General features: G+C 59.4%; 25 protein-coding genes. 10 read left to right on the top strand and 15 right to left on the bottom strand.

Annotated features, from left to right (window positions below; all coding sequences use genetic code 11):
* Positions 1-214 precede the first annotated feature (214 nt).
* The gene (locus MRS74_RS22210) at positions 215-1,075 is read left to right on the top strand and encodes a DUF72 domain-containing protein (protein WP_254582476.1); all 861 of its coding nucleotides are present in this window, start codon (positions 215-217) and stop codon (positions 1,073-1,075) included.
* A complete protein-coding gene (locus MRS74_RS22205; RefSeq protein ID WP_254582475.1) occupies positions 1,075-1,692 on the top strand; it encodes a DsbA family protein in 618 nt (205 codons plus the stop codon). The genes MRS74_RS22210 and MRS74_RS22205 overlap by 1 nt, the downstream gene beginning before the upstream one ends.
* Before the next feature lie 177 nt (positions 1,693-1,869).
* Here MRS74_RS22205 and MRS74_RS24125 read toward each other — a convergent pair whose 3' ends face one another.
* Positions 1,870-2,313, bottom strand: a complete 444-nt coding sequence (locus tag MRS74_RS24125; RefSeq protein ID WP_306422025.1) for a cold-shock protein — start codon at positions 2,311-2,313, stop codon at positions 1,870-1,872.
* 191 nt (positions 2,314-2,504) lie between these two features.
* Here MRS74_RS24125 and MRS74_RS22195 point away from each other — a divergent pair, with 191 nt between their 5' ends.
* Positions 2,505-2,714 carry a SlyX family protein gene (locus tag MRS74_RS22195; RefSeq protein ID WP_254582474.1) on the top strand — a complete coding sequence of 70 codons (210 nt, stop codon included), beginning with the start codon at positions 2,505-2,507 and terminating at the stop codon, positions 2,712-2,714.
* Positions 2,677-5,004 carry a 1-acyl-sn-glycerol-3-phosphate acyltransferase gene (locus tag MRS74_RS22190; RefSeq protein ID WP_254582473.1) on the top strand — a complete coding sequence of 776 codons (2,328 nt, stop codon included), beginning with the start codon at positions 2,677-2,679 and terminating at the stop codon, positions 5,002-5,004. Before MRS74_RS22195 ends, MRS74_RS22190 begins: the two co-directional genes overlap by 38 nt.
* Before the next feature lie 248 nt (positions 5,005-5,252).
* On the opposite strand, the gene MRS74_RS22185 is transcribed toward MRS74_RS22190, so the two are convergent.
* The 6 genes from MRS74_RS22185 to mpl form a co-directional block, all read right to left on the bottom strand.
* On the bottom strand, positions 5,253-6,047 hold the full coding sequence (locus MRS74_RS22185; protein ID WP_254582472.1) for a class I SAM-dependent methyltransferase: 795 nt from the start codon (positions 6,045-6,047) through the stop codon (positions 5,253-5,255).
* Positions 6,048-6,107: 60 nt separating this feature from the next.
* Positions 6,108-6,392 carry a hypothetical protein gene (locus tag MRS74_RS22180; protein ID WP_254582471.1) on the bottom strand — a complete coding sequence of 95 codons (285 nt, stop codon included), beginning with the start codon at positions 6,390-6,392 and terminating at the stop codon, positions 6,108-6,110.
* A gap of 80 nt (positions 6,393-6,472) precedes the next feature.
* On the bottom strand, positions 6,473-7,273 hold the full coding sequence (locus MRS74_RS22175) for an undecaprenyl-diphosphate phosphatase (protein WP_254582470.1): 801 nt from the start codon (positions 7,271-7,273) through the stop codon (positions 6,473-6,475).
* 2 nt (positions 7,274-7,275) lie between these two features.
* On the bottom strand, positions 7,276-7,959 hold the full coding sequence (gene tsaB, locus MRS74_RS22170) for a tRNA (adenosine(37)-N6)-threonylcarbamoyltransferase complex dimerization subunit type 1 TsaB (RefSeq protein WP_254582469.1): 684 nt from the start codon (positions 7,957-7,959) through the stop codon (positions 7,276-7,278).
* A gap of 164 nt (positions 7,960-8,123) precedes the next feature.
* The gene (locus MRS74_RS22165) at positions 8,124-8,759 is read right to left on the bottom strand and encodes a flavin prenyltransferase UbiX (RefSeq protein WP_254582468.1); all 636 of its coding nucleotides are present in this window, start codon (positions 8,757-8,759) and stop codon (positions 8,124-8,126) included.
* A complete protein-coding gene (gene mpl / locus MRS74_RS22160; protein WP_254582467.1) occupies positions 8,756-10,165 on the bottom strand; it encodes a UDP-N-acetylmuramate:L-alanyl-gamma-D-glutamyl-meso-diaminopimelate ligase in 1,410 nt (469 codons plus the stop codon). The genes MRS74_RS22165 and mpl overlap by 4 nt, the downstream gene beginning before the upstream one ends.
* Before the next feature lie 173 nt (positions 10,166-10,338).
* On the opposite strand from mpl, the gene MRS74_RS22155 reads away from it, so the two are divergent.
* Positions 10,339-11,313 (top strand): class 1 fructose-bisphosphatase, encoded by a 975-nt coding sequence (locus MRS74_RS22155; protein ID WP_254582466.1) that lies wholly within the window; start codon positions 10,339-10,341, stop codon positions 11,311-11,313.
* Positions 11,314-11,432: 119 nt separating this feature from the next.
* Positions 11,433-11,966, top strand: coding sequence for an inorganic diphosphatase (gene ppa, locus MRS74_RS22150; protein WP_254582465.1), 534 nt, complete (start codon positions 11,433-11,435; stop codon positions 11,964-11,966).
* Between the two features lie 116 nt (positions 11,967-12,082).
* Here ppa and MRS74_RS22145 read toward each other — a convergent pair whose 3' ends face one another.
* The 3 genes from MRS74_RS22145 to MRS74_RS22135 form a co-directional block, all read right to left on the bottom strand.
* Positions 12,083-12,544, bottom strand: coding sequence for an LEA/WHy family protein (locus tag MRS74_RS22145; protein ID WP_254582464.1), 462 nt, complete (start codon positions 12,542-12,544; stop codon positions 12,083-12,085).
* Between the two features lie 116 nt (positions 12,545-12,660).
* Positions 12,661-13,689 (bottom strand): L-threonine 3-dehydrogenase, encoded by a 1,029-nt coding sequence (gene tdh, locus MRS74_RS22140; protein WP_254582463.1) that lies wholly within the window; start codon positions 13,687-13,689, stop codon positions 12,661-12,663.
* A gap of 10 nt (positions 13,690-13,699) precedes the next feature.
* Positions 13,700-14,902 (bottom strand): glycine C-acetyltransferase, encoded by a 1,203-nt coding sequence (locus MRS74_RS22135; RefSeq protein ID WP_254582462.1) that lies wholly within the window; start codon positions 14,900-14,902, stop codon positions 13,700-13,702.
* A gap of 159 nt (positions 14,903-15,061) precedes the next feature.
* Between MRS74_RS22135 and MRS74_RS22130 the strand changes: the two genes are divergently transcribed.
* A complete protein-coding gene (locus tag MRS74_RS22130; protein ID WP_254582461.1) occupies positions 15,062-15,730 on the top strand; it encodes a YceH family protein in 669 nt (222 codons plus the stop codon).
* A gap of 150 nt (positions 15,731-15,880) precedes the next feature.
* Here the strand turns inward: MRS74_RS22130 and MRS74_RS22125 are convergent, their stop codons facing one another.
* The gene (locus tag MRS74_RS22125) at positions 15,881-16,243 is read right to left on the bottom strand and encodes a YMGG-like glycine zipper-containing protein (RefSeq protein ID WP_254582460.1); all 363 of its coding nucleotides are present in this window, start codon (positions 16,241-16,243) and stop codon (positions 15,881-15,883) included.
* Positions 16,244-16,356: 113 nt separating this feature from the next.
* Complete coding sequence (locus tag MRS74_RS22120; protein WP_254582459.1) at positions 16,357-16,752, bottom strand: YMGG-like glycine zipper-containing protein; 396 nt, start codon at positions 16,750-16,752, stop codon at positions 16,357-16,359.
* 196 nt (positions 16,753-16,948) lie between these two features.
* Here MRS74_RS22120 and MRS74_RS22115 point away from each other — a divergent pair, with 196 nt between their 5' ends.
* On the top strand, positions 16,949-17,599 hold the full coding sequence (locus MRS74_RS22115; RefSeq protein ID WP_254582458.1) for a glutathione S-transferase family protein: 651 nt from the start codon (positions 16,949-16,951) through the stop codon (positions 17,597-17,599).
* A gap of 95 nt (positions 17,600-17,694) precedes the next feature.
* Here MRS74_RS22115 and MRS74_RS22110 read toward each other — a convergent pair whose 3' ends face one another.
* On the bottom strand, positions 17,695-19,056 hold the full coding sequence (locus MRS74_RS22110) for an NCS1 family transporter (RefSeq protein WP_254582457.1): 1,362 nt from the start codon (positions 19,054-19,056) through the stop codon (positions 17,695-17,697).
* 157 nt (positions 19,057-19,213) lie between these two features.
* Positions 19,214-19,954 (bottom strand): aspartate/glutamate racemase family protein, encoded by a 741-nt coding sequence (locus tag MRS74_RS22105; RefSeq protein WP_254582456.1) that lies wholly within the window; start codon positions 19,952-19,954, stop codon positions 19,214-19,216.
* A 520-nt stretch (positions 19,955-20,474) separates the two neighbouring features.
* Between MRS74_RS22105 and MRS74_RS22100 the strand changes: the two genes are divergently transcribed.
* Both MRS74_RS22100 and MRS74_RS22095 read left to right on the top strand, forming a co-directional pair.
* On the top strand, positions 20,475-20,696 hold the full coding sequence (locus tag MRS74_RS22100; RefSeq protein ID WP_254582455.1) for an acetyltransferase: 222 nt from the start codon (positions 20,475-20,477) through the stop codon (positions 20,694-20,696).
* Between the two features lie 128 nt (positions 20,697-20,824).
* On the top strand, positions 20,825-21,127 hold the full coding sequence (locus MRS74_RS22095) for an HlyU family transcriptional regulator (RefSeq protein WP_254582454.1): 303 nt from the start codon (positions 20,825-20,827) through the stop codon (positions 21,125-21,127).
* A 329-nt stretch (positions 21,128-21,456) separates the two neighbouring features.
* Here the strand turns inward: MRS74_RS22095 and MRS74_RS22090 are convergent, their stop codons facing one another.
* The gene (locus tag MRS74_RS22090; protein ID WP_254582453.1) at positions 21,457-22,944 is read right to left on the bottom strand and encodes a pyridoxal-phosphate dependent enzyme; all 1,488 of its coding nucleotides are present in this window, start codon (positions 22,942-22,944) and stop codon (positions 21,457-21,459) included.
* Positions 22,945-23,306: the final 362 nt, after the last annotated feature.

Genomic DNA, 23,306 nt, shown 5'->3' with positions numbered 1-23,306 from the left:
ACCTATGACCTTCGGGTTATGAGCCCGACGAGCTACCAGACTGCTCCACCCCGCATCAACGTGGAGCGAATATTACGCACCTTTTTCAAATAGCGCAACCCCCCTGATACAAAATACTTTTTATAACGTGACTGCAAGCGCTTGTGACGGTCACGACCTCCAGGAACACCGGTATACTGGGCCTCTTAACCCGAGCGAACTCACGGACCTCCAAGTGTCAAAGCGCTACTACATTGGTCTCCCGCAGTGGAACCACAGCGACTGGACCGCGACGGCGTTGAGCGGCAAGGCACATCACTCCAGTCTGCAGCGCTACGCCTCGCATTTTTCGTCGGTCGAGGGCAACTCCACCTTCTACGCACTGCCCGGCGCCGATACCCTGCAGCGCTGGCGTGAGGAAACACCCGAGCACTTCCGGTTTTGCCTCAAGCTGTCGCAGCAAATCAGCCATCGCCTGCAACTGCGCCATTGCCAGGACGAACTGCGCGACTTCGTCGACGGCATCAGCCCGCTGCACGACAAGCTCGGCCAGCTTTTCATTCAGCTGCCGGCGCGCTTTGGGCCAGACGGGCTCGAGACACTGGCGCAGTTTTTCACGCAACTGCCCGAGGGCTTCAGCTACACCCTGGAAGTACGGCACCCCGCATTTTTCGCCAAGGGCGAGGCCGAACGCGCACTTAACCGCCTGCTGATCGAACGGGGCATCAACCGCACCCTGTTTGACACCCGCGCGCTCTTTGCACTGCCGGCGGACGATGCCGCCACCCGGGATGCGCTGCAGAAGAAACCGCGGGTGCCGCTGCACGTTATCGCCACCGCACAGGCGCCGATGGTACGCTTTATCAGCCCACTGGATTACCGCAGCGCCGATCCCTGGCTGGCGCCCTGGGTAGGCAAGGTGGCGAGCTGGCTGAATGAAGGTCGCGAGCCCTATCTGTTCTTTCATACGCCGGACAACCGTGAGTCACCCCTGCTGGCGGAGCACTTTGCCCGCGAACTGGCCACCCAATGCCCCGACGCCCTGGGGCTGACACCCTGGGCGCACACCGTGCGACTACAGGAGACGCTGTTCTGATGAATGCTCTGATCTATATCATGGATCCCATGTGCAGCTGGTGCTGGGCCTTCGCCCCCGAACTGCAGGCCATCCGCTGCCGCTTCGCCAAGCTGCCGGTCAGCTTCATCATGGGCGGGCTGGCACCGGACAGCACCGATCCCATGGACAAGGGACTTGCCCAGCAGATTCAGGCGACCTGGCAGCAGATAGAAGCCCGCACGGGCACCGTCTTCAATCATGATTTCTGGACCCTGAACAGCCCGCGCCGCGCCACCTACGATGCCTGTCGCGCGGTGATTGCAGCCACACGCATTCGCCCGGATGCCCAGGAAGCCATGATCGATGCGATTCAGCGGGGTTATTATCTGCAGGCCAAGAATCCGTCCGACCCAAAGGTGCTGACCGCACTGGCCCAGCAGATCGGGCTGGAGGCTGAACTGTTCGACCAGTATATGGGCGATGAAATGACCCAGGGCATGCTACAGCAACACCTGGCAATCAAGGGAAGTCTGGGGGTACAGGGGTTTCCGACGCTGCTGCTGCAAAAAGGCGAGAAACTGCACTGGCTCAGTACAGGTTACCGTCAGGCAGACGGCATTATTGCGCAGCTGGAGAAGTTAACAGGGGAGCACTGAGCTCCCCCTCGGGGGCTGCCCGAAAATGCTGACCGTAGCGAGAGCCATCTGATTTGAGCTGGTTTTTGCGGTGTTTTAAGGCGAATAGTGGTTCTATTTAACGCAAAAAAGCACAAAAAACAGCCAAACTCAGGTGGTTCGCAGTAGGTTGAGTATTATCGGACAGCCCCCCTCGGATCAGGTACGGGCGACTGAAACGTCTTCCGCCTGCAACCCCTTGTCGCTTTCGCGTACGTTGAAGCGAACCTGCTGACCTTCGGTCAGCGAACGGTGTCCACGGCCGCGAATGTTGCGAAAATGCACGAATACATCGTCGCCATTCTCACGGGTAATAAAACCAAAACCCTTGGATACGTTAAACCACTTTACCTGACCGGTTTCACGGGCATCGTTTTCGTCATCGTACTCCTCTTCACTCAACTCCATTTCAGTAGCCTGGGCCTGGGATTTCACACCCCATCCCGACGCTAGACAAGCCGCCAGAACAACCGCAAAGACTACCGCCAGTACCGGAACACTCAGCGCTACTTCTACTTTGGCAACAGCAGCCAATAAAATCGGAATCAATACTGCAGCTAAAGCACTGACAACAAGGCCGCGTATCAGTTGATTACCACTCATTTAGTCATCTCTTGTATTAATTCATTTACATCAAAATAAACCCGCCCACACCAATGGAACGGGGGACGATCGCCACATATAGCGAATTTTGCGTATTTTTTCAACAGGTTAAGCCTTTAAATAGACTATTCTCTGTAGAATACCGGCTGACCAAGACTGCAACCTTCACACCTGCACGGGACCAATTGCACATGAGCGACACGCAACGACTGGACGATCTGGAGTCCCGGATCGCCTTTCAGGAAGACACCCTCGATACACTAAACGCCATAGTGGCACGCCAGGATATGGACATTCAGCGCCTCACCAGCATGGTCAAAGCCCTCAGTGGTCAGGTCAAGCAGCTGGCGCCGGCATCGCCCGATGATCTGGCTGACGAGCCACCGCCACCGCACTACTGATATGAAGCTGCTTGAGCTGATCGGCCGCCCCCTGCTGTCCCGGATCGTTACCGCCACCACTTTGGGCAGCGCCCACCTGCACGGTGGCCCGAGGGTACGCTATGTGCTGGAAAACGACCGCTGGAGCCATGTGCAGCTGCTGCTTGAGCAAGCCCGCCGCGCAGGCGTGGACATCAAGACCGAACAGATCATTTTTGCCCGCAGCGGCGGCCAGCAGGTACTGAAACAGCACCTGAGCGAACTCTGCCGGCAAAGCCTGCAGGACCCGCAATACAAGATTGGGCTTATCCCGGTGTCCATCTTCCACGGGCGCCTGCCGATTCGTGAAACCTCCTGGCTCAACCTGCTCTACGCCGAGGCCTGGGATCAGGGCGGGCGCATCGGGCGCCTGATGCAACTGCTGATCAACGGCCGCCAGACCCTGATTCAGATCGACCCGCCGCTGCAGCTACAGGATCTGACCAGCAGCGCCCCGGACACACGCACCCTGACGCGCAAGGCCAGCCTGTTGCTGCTGCAGCACTTTCGCACCCGGCGCCGCGCCGTGGTCGGCCCGGATCTGTCCCATCGCCGTACACTGATGGCCATGATCCTGCATCATCCCGGCGTACAGCAGGCCATCGCTACGCGCGCGAGGGACAAACGCGAAAGCCTGCACCAGGCCAGCCGCTACGCTGCGCACGAACTGCAGCGCATTGCGGCCAACTTCAGTCCGGTCACAGCCCGTCTACTGCATCCGCTGCTCAATGCCACCTGGCGCCGACTCTACGACGATGTCGAAATCCTGGGGCTCGACCGGCTGCGCGAGCGCGCCCTGGACCACCAGCTGGTGTACCTGCCCTGCCATCGCAGCCACATGGATTATCTGCTGCTGTCCTGGGCGCTGTACCGCCACGGCCTGATGCTGCCCCACGTTGCCGCCGGCGACAACCTGGACATACCGCTTATTGGCCCGATTCTCAAACGTGGCGGCGCTATCTTCATGCGCCGCAGCTTTCAAAACGATGGCCTCTACCGCGCACTCTACCAGCAGTACCTGGCCCTTATGTCACGTCACGGCCACGCCCTGGAGTACTTTATCGAAGGTGGCCGCAGCCGCACCGGTCGCCTGCTGCCCGCCCGTACCGGGCTGCTGAACATGACACTGGATGCCTGGTGCGCCAGCCCCGAACGCCCGGTGGCACTGGTGCCCGTCTGGATCGGCTATGACCGGGTGGTCGAAGCCCATAGCTATCAGCACGAACTGAGCGGCGGCAACAGTCGCCACCCCGGCACCTTCGACAGCCTGCAAAGCGCCTGGCAGGTACTGCGCCAGCGCTTCGGCCGCGTATCCGTCAGTATTGGCGAACCCATAGCACTGGCGGATGCGGTCAATCCGCACCTGCCCACCCGCCCCCAGGCCAATGCCCTTGGCCGGCTGCTGCTGGAGCGCATCAACCAGGCAGCGGTGTTGACCGAAACGGGTGTGCTGGCGACGGTCATGCTGGGTCAGCCCCAGCTGACGCTGGATAGCGACAGCCTGGCCATGCAGTGCGACCAGCTGCGCCAGCTCGCACAGCGGCTGCCCAACGCCCCCGTGAGCGTACCGCGCGAAGCTCCGGCCCACTGGATTGCCCGCGCTCGCGCTCGCAGGCAGCTCGAACAGGCGGGCAACCAGATACAGCTGGAGCCGGCCCAGGGGCGGGAAATGACCTTTTATCGCAACAACATGATGCACCTGTTCGTGCTGCCAGGGCTTTGCCTGCTGCTGGTAAGGCGCAGCGCCAAGCCGCTGCCACAACTGATTACCCGCATGCTGCGGGTACTCTACCCCTACCTGCAGGCCGAGCTGTTCCTGCCCTGGCCTGAACCAGACTTCAGCGCCGTGGCGGCGCAGCTGCGCAAGAGTCTGCTGGATCAGGGCCTGCTGACACGCGAGGGCAAAGAGCTGCACGCCAGCGACAGCGACACGGCCCTGTGCCTGATGCGCAACGCCGAGCCCGTGCTGCTGCGCTACTACCTGCTGTGCAGAATACTGCAGCGCTACAAGGCACTGGAGCAAGACGAACTGATGGAAAAGTCACTACAACTGGCGGCAAAACTGCAGCGCGAGTTTGGTTTCGATTCGGCGGAGTATGCCGACAAGCGGGTACTGAGCGGATTTGTGGAGCAACTGATCGACCGGGAGATACTGCAGCTCAACGGCAGTCAGATTCAGCCACGGATATCCCTCGATGGCCTGATGAAACAGGCCCGAGGCCTGCTGACAGAGCGCCGACTAAACTTCATCGACCAGCAGCTGGACGGCTGAAGCCCGCGCTTAGCCTGGAGCTAGCAGCCTATCGGGCTTGGCCGGTCGTAGCGAGAGAAAGTCCGTTTTGAGGCAGTTTTTGAGCTCTTTTGAGGCTAATAGTGGTTCTATTTAACACTTGGAACGCAGTGAAAAGAACCGCTTTAGCGGGGTCGCAGACCGAGGAGCCTGCGACGAGTAAAAAAGAGTACACAAAATGACCAAAATCGGCTTTTCCACAGTAGATCAGTGCTAAGTCCGACAGGCTGCTAGGCCAGCTTTTTCAGCGCATAAATATCGTAACGGCTGGACTTGCCCGCCAGCTGCACACTGGGGGCCGGGCCCGGAATCACCGGCGCCTTGCGCGGCCGCTTCACCACCACCCGGTTCGCCGCCGCCGCCAACGCCGCTTCCAGCAACAGACCGGCATCGGCATCATCGCCCACCAGGTCCCGGAACAGGCGCATCTCCTTTTTCACCAGGGCGCTCTTGTCCGAGTGCGGAAACATCGGATCCACATAGACCACCTGGGGCCGGTCTTCGCGCCCCGCCTGCTCTGCCAGCCAGGCAATGCTATCCGCTTCGATTAACTGCATGCGGGCGACAATGTCGGCCACCTCCAGGTCCTGCCCGGCCCGGCAGAGACCGTCGGCCAGCAGCAACTGAATCACCGGCACCCGCTCGATCAGCTGCACCTCACAACCAAGACTGGCCAGCACAAAGCTGTCGCGCCCAAGGCCCGCGGTCACATCCGCCACCCTGGGACGCACGCCCTGGCGCACGCCTACGGCCTTGGCAATCAGCTGACCGGATCCGCCGCCGTGCAACCGCCGATGGGCCACGGCACCACCGACAAAATCCACCCACACAGGGCCCGGCGCCTTGCGTCCGGTAGGCTGTAACTGCAGCCCTTGTGCAGTGACGCGCAGCAGCGACTCATAGTCACAGCGGCCGAGGTCTGCGCCACAGAGCAAATCCAGCCCCAGCTGCTCAGACAGCTCCCGGGCGCGAAAAAGGTGTTCGGGATGAGCGTACTCAACGGCGAGACGGGCGGATTCTGTCATGAAATAGTCTGTTCAGGGGCGCTCAGCATGAGCTGCAGATAAAAAAATGCGGGGCTGTCGTCAGATCAGCACATCGACAAAGGCGGCATCGGGCAGGCCCGAGGGATTACGCGACTGGGTCGCATCATAGGCCAGCAGCGCGCACTGACTGTGGTAATCCAGCGAGGCAAAGCGCGCATCAGCCTCGGCATCACGCCGACGCCCTTGCTCCGGGCCCGCCGGGCGCGGTTCCCACTCCCCCTCTCGCACCAGTTCCTGTGGCTCGGCAACGGCGCTGCGATCAGCCTGGCGACGCTTGAGCGCCGCCCGGGGTGCCGGCAGGCGAAAACTGGATCCTATCTGCATATATCAAGCCTGGCACATTAAGGGGTTCCAGTATCGCCAATCCCGCGCCGAAAATAAACGCCACGCCCAGCCAGAGCCTATTAACCGGCGAAATACACTGCCAGCAAGGCGGCCCCCAGCAACAACCGGTAGACAACAAAGGGCAGCATGCCAATACGGTTCAGCCAGCTCAGAAACAACCAGATACAGGCCCAGGCACTGAGTGCCGCCAGCACGGCACCCAGCCCCACCAGTTCCCAGCTGGCCGCGGTACCTGACTGCGCCAGATCAATGCCCTTGAAAACACCGGCGCCAACGATAATCGGAATGGACAGCAGGAAGGAAAATCGCGCCGCCGCATCACGATCAAACCCGAGCATCAGACCCGCTGTCATGGTGATACCGGAACGGGAGGTACCCGGAATCAGCGCCATGGCCTGGGCCAGACCGATCCAGATCGCATCTTTTGGACCCAGATTTACCAGTGTGCGCACTTCTCGGCGCCGGCTGTCTGCCCAGCCCAGCAGGGCACCAAAGATCAGCGTGGTGCCGGCGATCACCAGAATCGAGCGAGCAAGGTGCTCGATCATGTTACTGAGGAAAAAACCCGCAAATACCGCCGGCAGCGTTGCCAGCAGCAGATACCAGGACAAGGCCGAGTCCGCCGTGCGGGTGCCGCCAAGAGAGCGCAACCAGGCATTCAGCAAACGCACCAGGTCATTACGGAAATAGAACATCACCGCCACCAGGGTGCCGACATGCACCCCGACATCGAAGGCCAGACCCTGATCAGGCCAGCCAAACAGCTGCGATGGCAGAATAAGGTGGGCCGAACTCGAAATCGGCAAAAACTCGGTAAGTCCCTGAATCACGGCCAACATAATGGCCTGATAAATATCCATGTTTACTGCTGCTCCTTTTTCTTCCAGCCGCCTTCGCGAATATACACCGGCAACCCATCCTCGGGCGCAAGACCGCGCCCGCAGGCCAGATCCCGCGCTGCAATCGGCAGCATGGCACTGGCACTTGGGTACAGATCCAGCACAGGCGCGGTAATGGCCGCCTGCACCGCAGCGCTCATATCCGCCAGGTAATTGAAACCGGGGCCTACACCCTGCCAGCGCGCCTCTTCCAATAACCTTAACTCGGAGGCGGCACAAACCTGCTCATCCAGCATGGCTTCGGGCAGGCCATTTTCCAGCCGATAGGCGCACCAGTAGATTTCATCCATGCGTGCGTCCAGCGCCGCGATCACCCGCTCGGACTCCAGCAAACGCCCCTGCTCCAGTGCCATGGCCGCCAGTGTGGAGATCGGCAAAACGGGTATATCCGCCGCAAACGCCAGCCCCTGGGCAATGCCCGTAGCGATGCGAATGCCGGTAAAGGAGCCTGGCCCGCGACCAAAGGCCACCGCATCCAGATCACGGACACTCAAGCCCGCCTCACTCAGCAGGGCATCCGTCATGGGCAACAGCAGCTGTATATGCTTGCGCGGCACTACGCGAAAATCTTCCACCACTTCACCGTCCTGCCATAGGGCAACGGAACAGGCGTCGGTGGAGGTATCCAGTGCGAGAATATTGCTCATTACTACCTTCTTGAACACAGACGTTTTAAGCACAGGCTCTGCGCCCACAAAGATGATGAACACAGACCTGACAAACTCAGAGCTGACGCAACAGCAGCGCACGACACCCTGACAATAAGACAGCCGGCATTCTACCGCCGGCACTGTTACATTTCATTACCGGATCAGACTCTGGATGAGAGCAACCCTTCGCCCCAGCGTGGCAGTAACGTCTGCTCAACCCCCAGCTGATTGAGGATACGGGCCACGATGAAGTCAACCATGTCCTCCACCGACTGCGGCCGATGGTAGAAACCCGGGCTTGCCGGCACCACCACCACACCCATGCGGGTGAGCTTGAGCATGTGTTCCAGATGAATCTCCGAATAGGGCGCCTCGCGGGGCACCAGTATCAGCTGACGCCGTTCTTTGAGGGCCACATCGGCGGCACGCTCAATCAGGTTGTTGCTGGCGCCGGTGGCAATGGCCGACAGGCAGCCGGTGCTGCAGGGACAGACCACCATGGACGAGGGCGCACCGGAGCCCGACGCCACCGGCGCCATCCACTGTTCGCGCCCGAACACGCGAATCTGATCCGCTTTGGCGCCGTAGAGCTGGCTCAGAAAGGCCTGTTGCTCCTCCGGCCGTCCCGGCAGCGCCAGATCGGTTTCGGTGGCGATCACCACCTGGGCGGCCTTCGAAATCATCAGCATGACCTGAATATCCGCCGCTACCAGACATTGCAACAGCCGCAGACCGTACTGGGCGCCTGATGCACCGGTAACAGCCAGGGTGACAAGGCGCGGATCGCTCTGGCTCATGCCGAAACCTCCCGTTCGCGCAGCGCCTGCACCAAACGCCGATGAATGCCCTCAAAGCCGCCATTGCTCATGATCAGAATATGGCTGCCTGGGCGGGCTTCGCGCACCAGCGCCTCGATCAAGGCTTCGGTATTGCGCACCAGACTCGCCGGCACCGGCGACTGCGCCACCACCTCATCAAGGGACCAGTCCAGCCCCGGCGGCTGATACCAGTACACCTGGCTTGCGGCCCCAACCGAGGGCGCGAGCGCTGCCCGATGGGCCCCAAGACGCATGGTATTGGAACGCGGCTCCACCACGGCGATTATCGGCGCTTCGCCGACCCGGGCACGCAGGCCCGCCAGCGTGGTTGCGATGGCCGTGGGATGGTGGGCAAAGTCATCGTATACACAGACCCCGCCGACCTCGCCCACCAGCTCCATACGCCGTTTGACGCCGCCAAAATGGCACAGCGCCTCTATGCCATGCTGCGGCCGTACACCGACATGTCGTGCCGCCACCAGGGCCGCCAGGCCGTTGCTGACGTTGTGACGGCCGGTGTGCGCCCAGTCGACAATGCCCTGGCACTGACCCTGGAACCAGACTTCAAAGCGGCTGCCGTCTTCGCTCAGCAGGCGCGCCTGCCAGGCCGCATCGGTAGCGTTATCGCCGCTGCCGCGTTCATTGCAATCGTCAGCAACAGCGGTGCGCACCAGTTCAGACCAGCAGCCCATCTCGAGAACCGCGTCAAGCGCGGGCTGATCCCGGGGCACCACCAGCTGTCCATTAGCCGGAACGATTCGCACAAGATGGTGAAACTGGCGCTGAATAGCCGCCAGATCAGGGAAGATGTCGGCGTGATCGTACTCAAGGTTATTCAGGATCAGCGTTCGCGGATGGTAGTGCACGAACTTGGAACGCTTGTCGAAAAAGGCCGTGTCGTACTCATCGGCCTCGATAACGAAAAACGGTGAATTCCCGAGGCGCGCTGAAACAGGAAAGTCCTTCGGCACTCCGCCGATCAGAAAGCCCGGCTCCATACCGGTCTGCTCCAGCACCCAGGCCAGCATGGTGGCGGTGGTGGTCTTGCCGTGGGTTCCCGCCACGGCCAGCACCCAGCGCTCGTACAGCAGGTTCTCCGACAGCCACTGCGGACCCGACTGATAGCGCAGTCCGCGATCCAGCACATACTCGACACAGGGGTTGCCGCGGGACATGGCGTTGCCAACGATCACCATATCGGGCGCAGGTTCAAGCTGAACCGGGTCAAACCCCTGGGTCAACTCGATCCCCTGCTGCTCAAGCTGGGTGCTCATAGGCGGATAAACGTTGGCGTCGGAGCCGGTGACACGGTGCCCCAATTCCTTGGCCAGAATGGCCAGCGACCCCATGAAGGTGCCGCAAATGCCCAGTATATGGATATGCACGCAACAGAATCCTGTTCTACATCGGTTTGGGGCATGATACCCGTTTTACAGCCACGGCCGCACCCGTTTAAATCTGCATAAATTTGCCGCCAAACCATGCAAATGACCACCAAGTCCCGTATAATTTTGCGCCGAAACTCCCCTCCAGAACCCTAAAGGTTTAAAGCAGAACGATGCAGCTCCTGAGCCAGTTCCTGAAACACCAGAAGACTGACGAACAACTGGTCGAATTGATCAACACGCTGATGGTCGCATGCAAGGAAATTGCACTGCAGCTGCGTGAAGGTGAACTGGCCGGTGTATTGGGCACCACCGACAACACCAATGTGCAGGGCGAAACCCAGAAGAAGCTGGATGTCATCGCCAACGATGTACTGAAAAAGCTCCTGCTGGACAACCCCCTGGTGGCGGGTCTGGCCTCTGAAGAGGAAGACGACCCTGTTCCCGGCAACCCGAATGGCCGCTTCCTGGTGACCTTCGACCCGCTGGACGGCTCGTCCAATATCGACATCGATGTATCGGTCGGCACTATCTTCTCGGTGCTGGAAATGGCCCCCGGTGAAGACCCTGCGCTGCATAAAACCTACCTGCAGACCGGCCGTCGCCAGGTCGCTTCCGGTTACGTGCTCTACGGCCCCTCCGCCGTACTGGCGATGACCACCGGCCAGGGCGTGAACTTTTTCACCCTCGCCCACACGGGCGATTTCATCCTCACCCGTGAAAACGTCAGGATTCCGCCGACGACCCGCGAGTTCGCCATCAACATGTCGAATCAGCGTCACTGGGAACCGGCCATGCAGAACTACATCGGCGACCTGCTGCTGGGCAGTGACGGCCCCCGCGGCAAGAACTACAACATGCGCTGGATCGCATCCATGGTGGCCGAGGTTCATCGCGTGCTGACACGCGGCGGCATTTTCAGCTACCCCTGGGATGGTCGCGAACCGGCCAAGCCCGGCAAGCTGCGCCTGATGTACGAAGGCAATCCCATGAGCTTCCTGATCGAACAGGCCGGCGGCATCGCCAGTACCTGTTACGCTCCGATCCTGGACGTCCAGCCGAGCGAGATACACGAACGTGTCTCCATCGCCCTGGGCTCCAGTGAAGAAGTGGAAGCCCTGCTGAGCTACCACTGCACGGACAAGTAACTTACCCGGATGCACAGGACCAGGCGGCCATAAGTCGAATATAACTGACCGGCCGTCTGTGACTATAATCCCTCACTGCATTCAGTCCCGAACTTTAAACTGCTAACAGGAAGATACGCATGAGCTTTGCTAAAGTGCCTGCCGGTAAAGACCTGCCGAACGATTTGTACGTGATCATCGAAATTCCGGCCCAAAGTTCCCCGGTCAAATACGAGATCGACAAGGACGCCGACGCCATCTTCGTTGACCGTTTCATGGCTGCCCCCATGTTTTACCCGGCCAACTACGGCTACATAAACAACACCCTGGCTGATGACGGCGATGCGCTGGACGTGCTGGTGCTGACGCCGCACCCGGTCGTTACCGGTTCCGTGATTCGCTGCCGCCCGGTTGGTGTCCTGAACATGACCGACGAAGCCGGCGAAGATGCCAAGCTGATCGCCGTGCCTCACGAAAAGCTGAGCCAGGCCTACAACGACGTCAAGGACGTTGAAGACCTGCCCAAGCTGCTGCTGGATCAGATCTCCCACTTCTTCGAAAACTACAAAACCCTCGAAAAAGGCAAGTGGGTCAAGGTTGAAGGCTGGGCCAATGCCGATGCCGCCCGTGCTGCCATCGTGCAGGCGGCCGCCGCCTACGAAGCCGCCAAGTAAGCGACTTGCCATACGCTGCCGGGCCGCCCTCAGGCCCGGCAGCGCCTTAACGCCTTTCCTGAAAAAACGTCAAACACGCCCTGGTCAGATCCCGAACGCATCCCGATCCACGCTCATCAGAGCCTGCCCAGGTTCAACACCCCGCTTTTCAGCACATTGACGTAGGGCAGATAGCTGCCCAGATCAAGCCGCGCAGTCAGCTCATAGTTCACACTGTCACGTCTGGACTGCAGCAGGTCAGTCAGCAGCCTGAAGCCGTTGAGCAGATCCGCCGTGGCGGTGACGCTGAAGTCAGCCTCGCCGTAGGCCGGTACATCGGGCAGATTATTGGCCACACCGTTGAGCAGCTTGCGCCCTTCCAGCGACACCTGATAACTGATGCCCTGCAGGCTGATCGCCTCTCGATTGGGGTTGACGATATGCAGCCCGATCAGAAAACGCGGCGCCATGCCCTCGGAGGGCACGGATCGGAAAGAGGTTACCGAAACCTGCGGCTTCTCAAAATCAGACTGCACCGCGGCACAGCCACCCAGCATCAGTATCCACAGCACCAGCAGTGCCCGTTTCAGGCTCAGCATAACTTGAGTCTCCAGCTTGTTCGTTACGGGGGGCCACCTCAGGGGCAGCGAGTGCTGCACAGTATCGCAGCCCCCGCCCAAAGGCCACCGCGACCACCCCCGAGAAAACCCGTTCTCTAGTGCGTCCAGTCGAGAATGACCTTGCCGCTCAGGCCGGACTGCATGGCGGCAAAACCCGCCTCGAACTCATCCACCTTGAAGTGATGGGTAATGACCGGCGCCAGATTGAGTCCACTTTGCAGCATGGCCACCATCTTGTACCAGGTTTCAAACATCTCACGGCCGTAGATACCCTTGATCTCCAGCCCCTTGAATATCACCTGATTCCAGTCAATCGCCGTATTGCCGGGGGGAATGCCCAGCAGGGCGATCTTGCCGCCGTGGTTCATGTGCGCCAGCATATCGGTGAAGGCCGCCGGCACGCCGGACATTTCCAGCCCCACATCAAACCCCTCCAGCATGTGCAGGTCCTGCATCACATCGGTCAGCGACTGGCGCTGCACATTCACCGCGCGCGTTGCCCCCATCTGCGTGGCCAGACCCAGCCGGTAGTCGTTCACATCGGTGATCACCACCGTGCGCGCCCCCACGTGGCGGGCGATGGCCACCGCCATGATGCCAATGGGGCCAGCCCCTGTAATCAGCACATCCTCCCCCACCAGATTAAAACTCAGCGCCGTATGGGTAGCATTGCCGAACGGATCGAAGATCGCCGCCAGGTCGTCGGACACATCCGGCGGAATGCGAAACGCATTGAATGCCGGAATAACCAGGTACTCGGCAAAGGCACCCTCGCGGTTCACCCCTACCCCCACCGAATTGCGACACAGGTGGCGCCTGCCGGCGCGACAGTTGCGGCAGGCGCCGCAGGTGATATGCCCCTCCCCCGACACCCGATCACCCATTTCGAAACCGCGCACCTCCTGACCGATCTTGACGATCTCCCCCACATACTCATGCCCTACATGCATGGGCACCGGAATCGTCTTCTGCGCCCAGTCGTCCCAGTTCCAGATATGCATGTCGGTGCCGCAGATAGCCGTCTTGCGTATTTTTATCATCACATCGTTATGCCCCACCTTGGGCATGCGCGTGCGAATCAAGCTCAGCCCTGGGCCCGCCTGCAGCTTGGCCAGCGCTTTCATGACAGAGTCCTCATAGCAACACCCCCAGCCCGTGCCCCACCCGGGCAAAGGCGCCAATAGCAGTATCAATCTGGGTATCGGTATGGGCAGCGCTCATCTGGGTGCGAATGCGAGCCTTGCCCTTGGGTACCACCGGGAAGCTAAAACCGATCACATAAATGCCCTCCTGCAACAGCGCATCGGCCATGCGCGCGGCCAGGGCCGCATCACCCAGCATAACGGGAATGATCGGGTGATCGGCACCCGCAAGGGTAAAGCCCGCCGCCTGGAGACCTGCGCGAAAGCGCGCCGTATTGTGCTGCAACCGAGCCCGCAGGGTCGCACCCTCGACGCTTTCAAGCAGTTGCAGCACCCGCAGTGACGCGCTGACGATACTGGGCGCCAGGCTGTTGGAAAAAAGATAGGGCCGCGATAGTTGACGCAGCAGCGCGACTATTTCGCGCCGCCCGGCGGTAAAGCCACCGGACGCGCCCCCGAGCGCCTTGCCCAGAGTGCCGGTGATGATATCGACCCGTCCCTCAACACCACAGTGCTCCACGGTGCCCCGCCCGCCCTTGCCGACAAAGCCCACCGCGTGGGAGTCATCCACCATCACCTGGGCATGGTAGCGCTCGGCCAGGTCACAGATAGCGCGCAGGTCGGCGATGACACCGTCCATGGAAAACACACCGTCGGTGGCGATCAGCTTGAAGCGGGCACCCGCGGCATCGGCTGCCTGCAACTGGGCCTCCAGATCCGCCATGTCATTATTGCGATAGCGGTAGCGTGTCGCCTTGCACAGACGCACGCCATCAATGATGGACGCATGATTCAGCTCATCGGAGATCACCGCATCCTCGGCCTCGAGCAGTGTTTCAAAGAGTCCACCGTTGGCATCGAAACAGCTGGAATAGAGAATGCAGTCCTCGGTACCCAGAAAGCTCGAGAGCGCGGCTTCCAGATCCTTGTGCGGCTGCTGGGTGCCACAGATAAAACGCACCGAGGCCATGCCAAAACCCTGGCGTTCCAGCCCCTGGGCGGCGGCCTCTACCAGGCGCACATCATTCGCGAGTCCCAGGTAATTGTTGGCGCAGAAATTCAGCACCTGGTCACCACCGGCCAGGCGGATCAGGGACGACTGCGCACTGTCAATCACCCGCTCTGTCTTGAAAAAGCCGTCGGCGCTCAGTGTGTCCAGCCGACTCTGCAGCCGGGTCAAAAAGGCATTGTCCATGATCTACTCCCGCCATAGGCGAATTCTGGGAAAAATCCTGCTGCCAAAACCATAGCAGCCCCGAACCCTGGTCACATGGTTCCCGAGCAAGGCTGGTCAAAGTTCCCGTTTAACTTTACTCTCAAACACTATCCGTCTGCGGTTGAATAAGGAGTACCCATGGACCTGAACCTGTCGCTCTACCAGACTCGAGTCATAGGCGCGCTGATCGAGAAGGAGATCACCACACCGGATCAGTACCCGCTGTCACTGAACGCCCTCACCCTGGCCTGCAACCAGAAAAGCAACCGCGACCCGGTGCTGGATCTGGATGAAGGCACCGTGCAGCAAACGCTGGATGAGCTGACTCAGCTGCGCATGGTCAAGGAAGAATCCGGCTTCGGCAGCCGGGTACAGAAATACAAGCACCGCTTCTGCAATACCGAATTCGGCGAGCTGCAGTTCAGCGAACAGGAACTTGGCATCCTCTGCGTCATGTTCCTGCGGGGCCCGCAAACCCCCGGCGAACTGCGTACCCGCACCAACCGGCTGTGCAGTTTCGACGACATGCTCAAAGTCGAGAAGGTGCTCTACAAGCTGATGACCCGGGATGACGGCCCCTTTATCGTCAAGCTTGCACGGGAACCCGGCAAGCGGGAATCCCGCTACGCCCATCTGTTCAATGGCGATATTGAACCTGGCCAGAAGGCGCCGCCCCCCCTGTCGGAGCCCGGTGCTGTGCGCGAAGCCGCAGACAGCGGCCGCATTGAAGAGCTGGAGCAGGAAGTCGTCGAACTCAAGGCCAAGGTTGCCGAGCTCGAGGCCCTGCTCGAAGAACTGACCAGCTGATTCCGCGCTCGGCAACGACAAATAAGGGGAAAGGGGAAAGGGGAAAGGGGAAAGGGGAAAGGGGAAAGGGGAAAGGGGAAGAATAACAACCACACACGAGCAATAAAAAAGCCGGAAAGATTTCCCTTTCCGGCTTTTTTATTCGGTCAGTTAGCAGTGACCTTTCTTGTGCTGCCCAGGCGGGCAAAAGTGCCCGTCGTTATGATGATGTTTCTTGTATTTCTTATGCTTGTGATCGTGATCATGGTCGTCGTAGTAATAGACTTCACGGCGCTCATAACTGGATTCACGATAATCACTGCGATGACCCTGGGTATTAATCGATGTACCCACAGCGGCACCAACACCGGCCCCAATGATGGCGCCGTCACGACCACCCACTTCAGCCCCCAGGGCACCGCCTACTGCGCCACCCAAGGCACCACCAATGGCGGAGTCAACGGTCAGGTCACCGGCGCTTGAGATGACAGGTAACAGCGCCAACAGGGCAACGGCAATAGTCGATTTTTTCACAGCAGTTTCCTCCTCTGCGTCCCGTGATCCGGGTCCTAGCAGTTTTTCAATGTTTGGTAGTGCGCCAGCAGCTGTTCAGCCTGGCGGGTTACGCGTAACCGGCTCAAGTCGTCTCAATGGCGCCAGTCGCCTTCATGGCGATATTTCCTGTGACCAGGATGCTGCTTGTTGTAGCCATGGTGATGTTTCTTGTGGCCATGGTGGCGCTCCTCGTAGTAGTGGCGCTCAACCGGATAGTAATGCTGCTCAACCACCGCGTGACGCTCGACCACCCGGTAATCCCGCTGCGGTTCGCGACGATAATCCCGGGTGTTGATCGCAGTACCGACGACCGCCCCGAGACCGGAGCCCAGCACGGCACCGTCGCGGCCACCCATTTCGGCGCCCAGGGCACCACCGATCGCACCACCCAGGGCACCGCCGATCGCGGAGTCGGTGGTCAGGTCTCTGGCCATCGCCGTGGCTGGCAACAGTGTTGCAACCAACAAAGCCATTATGAATTTTTTCATGGTCTTCTCCTTACGCTGACAGGCAACACGTCTCTGCCTCTCCTGATGGTGCCTATCTAACACCATCGAGGATGAACCGCGCATGAAGGATGCGCTGATGCTGGCCAATGTCATATCTCTGCGGCACTATCAGGGAGCCGATAACCCGACCCGAGTTAGAAGCGGATATCTGCCCACCGGACAAGGAACCTGAATCATGCTCAAACTTCACGGCGTTGCGCTCAGCAACTACTACAACATCGTCAAGCAGACCATGCTGGAAAAAGGCATCGACTTCGAAGAAGTCAGCGCCCCCCCCTCGCAGGACGCGAGCTTTCTGGCCATAAGCCCGATGGGCAAGATCCCCTGCCTCGAAACACCAGAGGGCTTTTTATCCGAGTCACTGGCCATTATCGAGTACCTGGAAGAAACTCATCCGACCCCGAGCCTGTTGCCGGGCGATGCCTATGGGCGTGCCAAAACACGCGAGATCATCAAGTACGCCGAGCTGTATCTTGATGGGCCTGCGCGCCGACTGCTGGGGCACGTGATCTTTGGTGCCCCACTGTCACAGCAGGCCCATGACGAGGTTCGTCCCGCGCTTGAGAAGGGTCTGACTGCCCTCAAGCGCATTGCCCGCTTTGATCCCTGGGCCGCAGGCTCTGAGTTCAGCCTTGCCGATATTGCCCTGCTGCATATCCTGGGGCTGGTGCTCGCCATCACCAAACCCGTGTACGACTGGGACATTCTGGCGCAGGAACCTGAACTGGCCGACTGGATGCAGCGCGCCGCTGCGCGGGAACACAGCCAGACGGTCATGGCTGCCCAGGAAAAAGTCCGCGAAGCCATGCAGGCGAAGAAAAGCTAGGTTTGCGTTGCAATGCAAAAAACGCCGGCCCCAGGGCCGGCGTTTAGCATTATGCGGGAGTAAGCGATCGGGCCCAGCACACAGGCCCGCGCCTGTCAGTCACGAAAACGTGCGCAGGCCGACCAGTTATTCATCAACAGGTAGTAGCAGACACCGGCCGGAATCAGGCTGGCATACCAGGAGATGGACGAGAACCAGAGTGCAACCACGGCACCGACGAGGGAGGCAATAATGGCGGCATAGTTCACGCCACGGTAAGGGCCGTTCTCGTCATAGAGCTTGGAAAGATCCAGCGTGCGACGGCGAATAATGAAGTAATCCACTACCAGTACCGCGAAGATCGGACCGAGGAAGGCTGAGTAGGTCTGAACGAACAGCTGCAGACCCGCCGAGGACTCTTCCTTCACCAGCTCCCAGGGGAAGGTACCGAAGGCCGCCAGACCCACCAGAATGGTAGCGGTGCGAAACTTCAGCTTGAACACATCCATCAGGATATAGGTCGGCGGTACCACGTTGTTCAGCACATTGGTGGTGACCTGGGCAAAGGCAATGAACAGCAGCGTAGTGACCAGCAGCACCTGGTTATCCACCGCACTTGCGAACACCTGAATCGGATCGGAGACACCGGTAGCGCCGGACACCATCAGGCCGATCAGGCCCATGAACAGGGTACAGGGCAGGATGGACATGGCATAAAGCGTGGTCAGCAGACCCGGGCCGCTGCCCTTTTTGAGTTCGCGTGAATAGTCACTCACATTCAGCATCATGGTGCTGTAGATCCCCAGGAACAGCATGGTGGCGCCCCAGAATGGCATGCCCCAGGTGCCTTCGATATTCACCAGGTTGGTGGTGATTTCATCGCCATAGCGATTGATCACACTGTAGAACATGTAGACCAGCGAAATCAGAATGAAGACGCTGCCGAAGTTTTCCAGCCACTTGATGCCCTGAAAACCAAACATCGACAGGCCGATCTGCAGCAGCTGAAACACCACAAAGAAGAACACCAGGTTGTCGAAACCAAACAAACTGGCCGAAACGGCGTTGATGGCACCTGCGCCGATCCAGCTCTGAAAGCCGTACCAGACAATGGCCGGCACTGCCCTCACCAGGCCCGGAAAACGGGTGCCGGCAAAACCAAAGGCACTGCGCGCCTGCACCATGAAGGGAATGCCGTACTTGTAACCGGCGGCACCGTTGAATGCCAGGGCGATGCCGATCACGAAACAGCCGATGGCGATGGCCGCACAGGCCTGCAACAGGTTGAGCGTACCGACGATGCTGGAACCCATCGCAAAGGTGCCGATGGAGACACAGCCCCCGAACCAGGCCAGCAGGTAGGATACCCGCCCCATGATTCGGGTCTGTTGCGGCGCCAGTGATTCTTCGCCGGCGGCCTTGGTCTGGACGGGCTCATCCGCCAGGGCGGCTCCCGTTAACGCTTGCTGATTTTGCATGATGCTTCCTCATACAACGGGTCTTGGGCCCGTATTGTTATTATATTGCACCTGGGCTGCTCGCTTCGGAGCACCCAGTACGACTCCGGTTTACTCAATCGCCTTTTACACGTTTTCTCGTACAGCGGTTTTCACCAAAACTGTTGTCACCAAAAGCTCAGCGCCCCAACTGGGACAGGTGTTCGAACTGGCCACTAAAGGCCTTGGGCCTTGGGAATGCGAGGTCGCCATGTTTGCTGGTACCCAGCCCCAGACTGACCAGCGATTCCGCCAGTTTCATGGCCGCAGTGACACCCTCTACGATCGGTAGCCCAACTTCCCGACTGATCTGTTCCCTCAAGTCAGCCATGCCGCCACAGCCCAGTACTATGGCGCCAATGTTGTCTTGATCCCGCGCCCGCAGACACTCCTCGATAATCCGGTCAAGTGCGGCGTTGCCCTTGTCTTCCAGATCCAGCACCGGTATCTCCGCCGCCCTTACCCGCCGACAGTGGTGGGCAAAACCGTAGGACTGCAGCAGGTGCTCGGCGATGATGCCGGTGCGCCCAAGGGTGGTCACGATGGAAAAGCGGGTGCTGATCAGGGTGGCCATGTGAAACGCGGCTTCCGCAATGCCGATCACCGGCGCCCGCGTCAGCTCCCGTGCCGCCAGCAGCCCTGGATCTCCAAAGCAGGCAATGATGTAGGCATCGGCCTGCTCGAGCTCGCCGGCACGAACTTCCTCCAGCACTCCCACAGCACTGATGGCCTCGTCGAAATGACTCTCGATCGACGCGGGACCACTGCGCGGATTGGTTGCAACCACCCGAGTGCCGGGGGCCGCTATATGCTGCGCGGCCTCACCAATTTTCTTGGTCATGCTCGCCGTTGTATTTGGATTTATTACGCGAATCTGCATCGTGGCTTTCTCGTCTGGTTGAGGTACCTGTCCAGTTTTACAAAAAAACAATCAAATACACAATACTCAAAACATAATTGTTAACAATAATGTTTTGAGTATCACGTTCCGACAAAAGAACCTTAGCAGGCGCATGACAGCGCCTTAAGTAAGGCCATAAGGCGTTTTATATCATTCGCTTATCGATAAAGATGGAGCCCTTGACCCAAGGCCGTACCGCCGTCAGAAGCCCTATTTACATGAAACCGCTGCATGAACATTCACGATCTGTGATATAAATTTCTCGCCATCAGCTCCCGGAGGTCGCACCTGAAACTGAGCAACCTGACCTTTGAACGGGACCGTACAGCACGCCAAATCAACATCACCTATGCTGAGAAAGGCTCGGGTTCAGGCTGCAGCGCTGCGAGGCTACTACGAACCCGGCGTTCGCATTGTCCCGCTGGGTTAAGACGCGGCGACTGAGCGACAGCGGCACAGAGCCAGACTTAACAATTGGCATTAGCAGGAGGCGTGCGTCATGTTCCTGAAACAGAAATCCACGGGTCACATGGTGGAAGTTCTTGCCCTGACAGACCTGTTCAATCCGTTCTCGCTATCCATTTCCGGCCGCTACAACCATGGCGAGGAAGCACAGGATCCGGAGGACTTCAACAAGGACGACCTGATATTCCTCTCCGGTGAAAGCCTGCCATGCTGCTGGACCGACTCCCACTACCGCGACGATGAGCTCAGGCGCTGAGGCAACCAAATCCCCTTGCCCCGGGCCCCGCCAGAGGCTACCGTCGGACCACCGCTGCAGTACGGGAGCGCCCCCTGGGAAGGACGCCAGGCTGCACACCATTATCAAAAACGAAACGGGAGAGCCCGATGGGTCTGGGTAGCTTACTGAAAAAACTATTGGGTGCTGGCGACAGCGGTCAGGGCGACCAAGCCGAAAGCCGCGGCGAGCCCATTGAATACAAGGGATATGAGATCTTTCTGCAGCCCCGCAATTTAGGCGGACAGTTTGGTGTCGGCGGTCTGATTCGCAAGACAGTGGAGGGCGAAACCCGGGAGCATGTCTTCATTCGCGCAGACCAGGCCCCAAGCCGCGATCTGTGCAATGAAATCACCCTGCAAAAAGCCAGGAACGCCATAGACTCCCTGGGCGAGAGTCTGTTCAAGAGCTGACTGTAATCAACAGCCTGCCAGGCGGCTGTCCGACAATACTCAACCTAGTGCGAACCACCTGACTCTTTAACAATGAGAGGGGATGTTTTTTGTGCTGTTTTTGACTCGTCGCAGGCACCTCGGTCTGCGACCCCGCTAAAGCGATTCTTTCCACTGCGTTCCAAGTGTTAAATAGAACCACCATTCGCAAGCTAGATCCCTGTAGCTTGCCCGGTGGGCAGCTAACGCTGTGTAGATCGGCAATCCTGCCGATTTATCGCCTTGAAACAGTGCAAAAACCAGCTCAAATCAGCCGGTTCTCGCTACGGCCAGCATTCTCGGACAACCTCCTAGCGCGGATGCAGCCAGGATGGCAACAGGGAATAGGGGTCAAGCTCAACGCCCTGGTCATACGGCACCGCCGCCTGCTGCAACCGCTGCTGCAGGCGCCCTTCCCTGTATTCATCGAACACTTCCGTACAACCACCAACAAATTCACCGCCGACAAAAATCTGCGGAATCGTGACACAACCGGTGTGGGCACTGAGTGCCGCCCGTATTTCACCACCCCGGTTATCCTGCTGATACTGGGCACTGTCCAGATCCACCGAGCGATAATCAATGCCGCACTTGGCAAAAAGCTTGCGCAGCGACCAGCAGAACTCACACCATTCCAGCGCAAACATCACCACCGGCTTGTCCGGGTCGGACAGGACTTTGGCCACAAATGTCTCGGCATCGACGGTGGTTGCGACGGGCGCACTCACCGCACTCGGCGCCGGTGTCGAGGGACGGTCAAAGCGGTACCCCGGCGTCGAGCGAGAAATATCCAGTTCCTGGGCTGTCATTTCGGTTTCAATATCGGCAAACAGCGGTGTGCTCAGGTAACGCTCGCCGGTATCGGGCAGCATGCACAGCACATTGGTGCCGGCCGGGCTGCCCTGACAGATTTGCAAACCACCGGCCAGCGTCGCCCCGGCGCTAATACCACAGAAGATCCCTTCACGGCTGGCCAGCTCTCGCGAAAGCCGCAGAGCCTCCTCTCCGGGAATCGGCAGCAGCTGATCGATCAGCCCCTGCGTCACGGCATCTTCTGTCAGCCTGGATATAAAATCCGGCGTCCAGCCCTGCATCAGATGGGGTCTGAAGCTGGGATGACTGCTGCTCGGAGCGCCGTCTGTGGCACGGGCCTGGTTCACGCCACTGCCCAGCAGGGGCGAATTATCCGGCTCACAGACCAGAATACGGGTGTGGGGACTCTTCTCCCGCAGGACCCGCGCGACGCCCTTGAGAGTGCCCCCCGTGCCAAACCCGGTCACCCAGTAATCAAGCTGAATATCAGAAAAATCTTCCAGAATCTCCACCGCCGTGGTGCGGGAATGGATGTCGGCATTGGCTTCGTTTTCAAACTGGCGGCAGAGAAACCAGCCGTGCTCCCGGGCAAGTTCCACTGCTTTGGCGAGCATGCCGCTACCCTTCTCTGCCGCCGGTGTCAGCACCACCTGAGCACCCAGAAAGCGCATCATGCGTCGACGTTCGACGCTGAAATTTTCGGCCATGGTCACCACCAGCGGATAACCCTTCTGAGCGCACACCATTGCCAGACCAATACCGGTATTGCCGCTGGTCGCCTCGATCACGGTCTGTCCCGGCTTGAGTGTGCCACGCCGTTCGGCATCCTCAATGACGCCCAGGGCCAGCCGATCCTTGACCGAGCCCATTGGATTGAAGGCTTCCAGCTTGACGAAAAGATTCACCCCCGGCGGGGCCAGCTTGTTGATTCGCACGACCGGGGTACGCCCGATGGTACCGAGAATGTTGTCGAAACGGGTGCCCATACGCTGTTCTCCTGCTTTCAGGGTCTCAAACTGAACCAGACTCACAAACAGGTCTGGTTCGCGCTGTCATAAACATATTAGACATGAAGCAGGGAGGCTTCATCATTGACCGCAGGTCAATGCGCCCCCCACAAAAACCAGCAACGCCACGCACTTGGCCCACTCTTATGGAGTAAAGAGCATGCGGCCTGGCCGCTAAGACAGATTCTGTACATAACAGGCAAAGAGACATGGAACCTGTTTTCCGCCAGATTAATAGTATAAGACGAGCCGCAGAACTGAACCGGGTCCCGAACCTTGGCCTGGCCAGGATAGTTCGGGCCTATCCGTTCAGTGGCAACGGCGACTGACTGACTGACTGA

It is taken from the genome of Marinobacterium sedimentorum (assembly GCF_024267675.1).
In the GTDB taxonomy this organism is placed as follows: Bacteria; Pseudomonadota; Gammaproteobacteria; order Pseudomonadales; family Balneatricaceae; genus Marinobacterium_A; species Marinobacterium_A sedimentorum.
The sequence above is the reverse complement of the archived record's forward strand: the minus strand, read 5'-3'. Positions and strand labels throughout refer to the sequence as shown.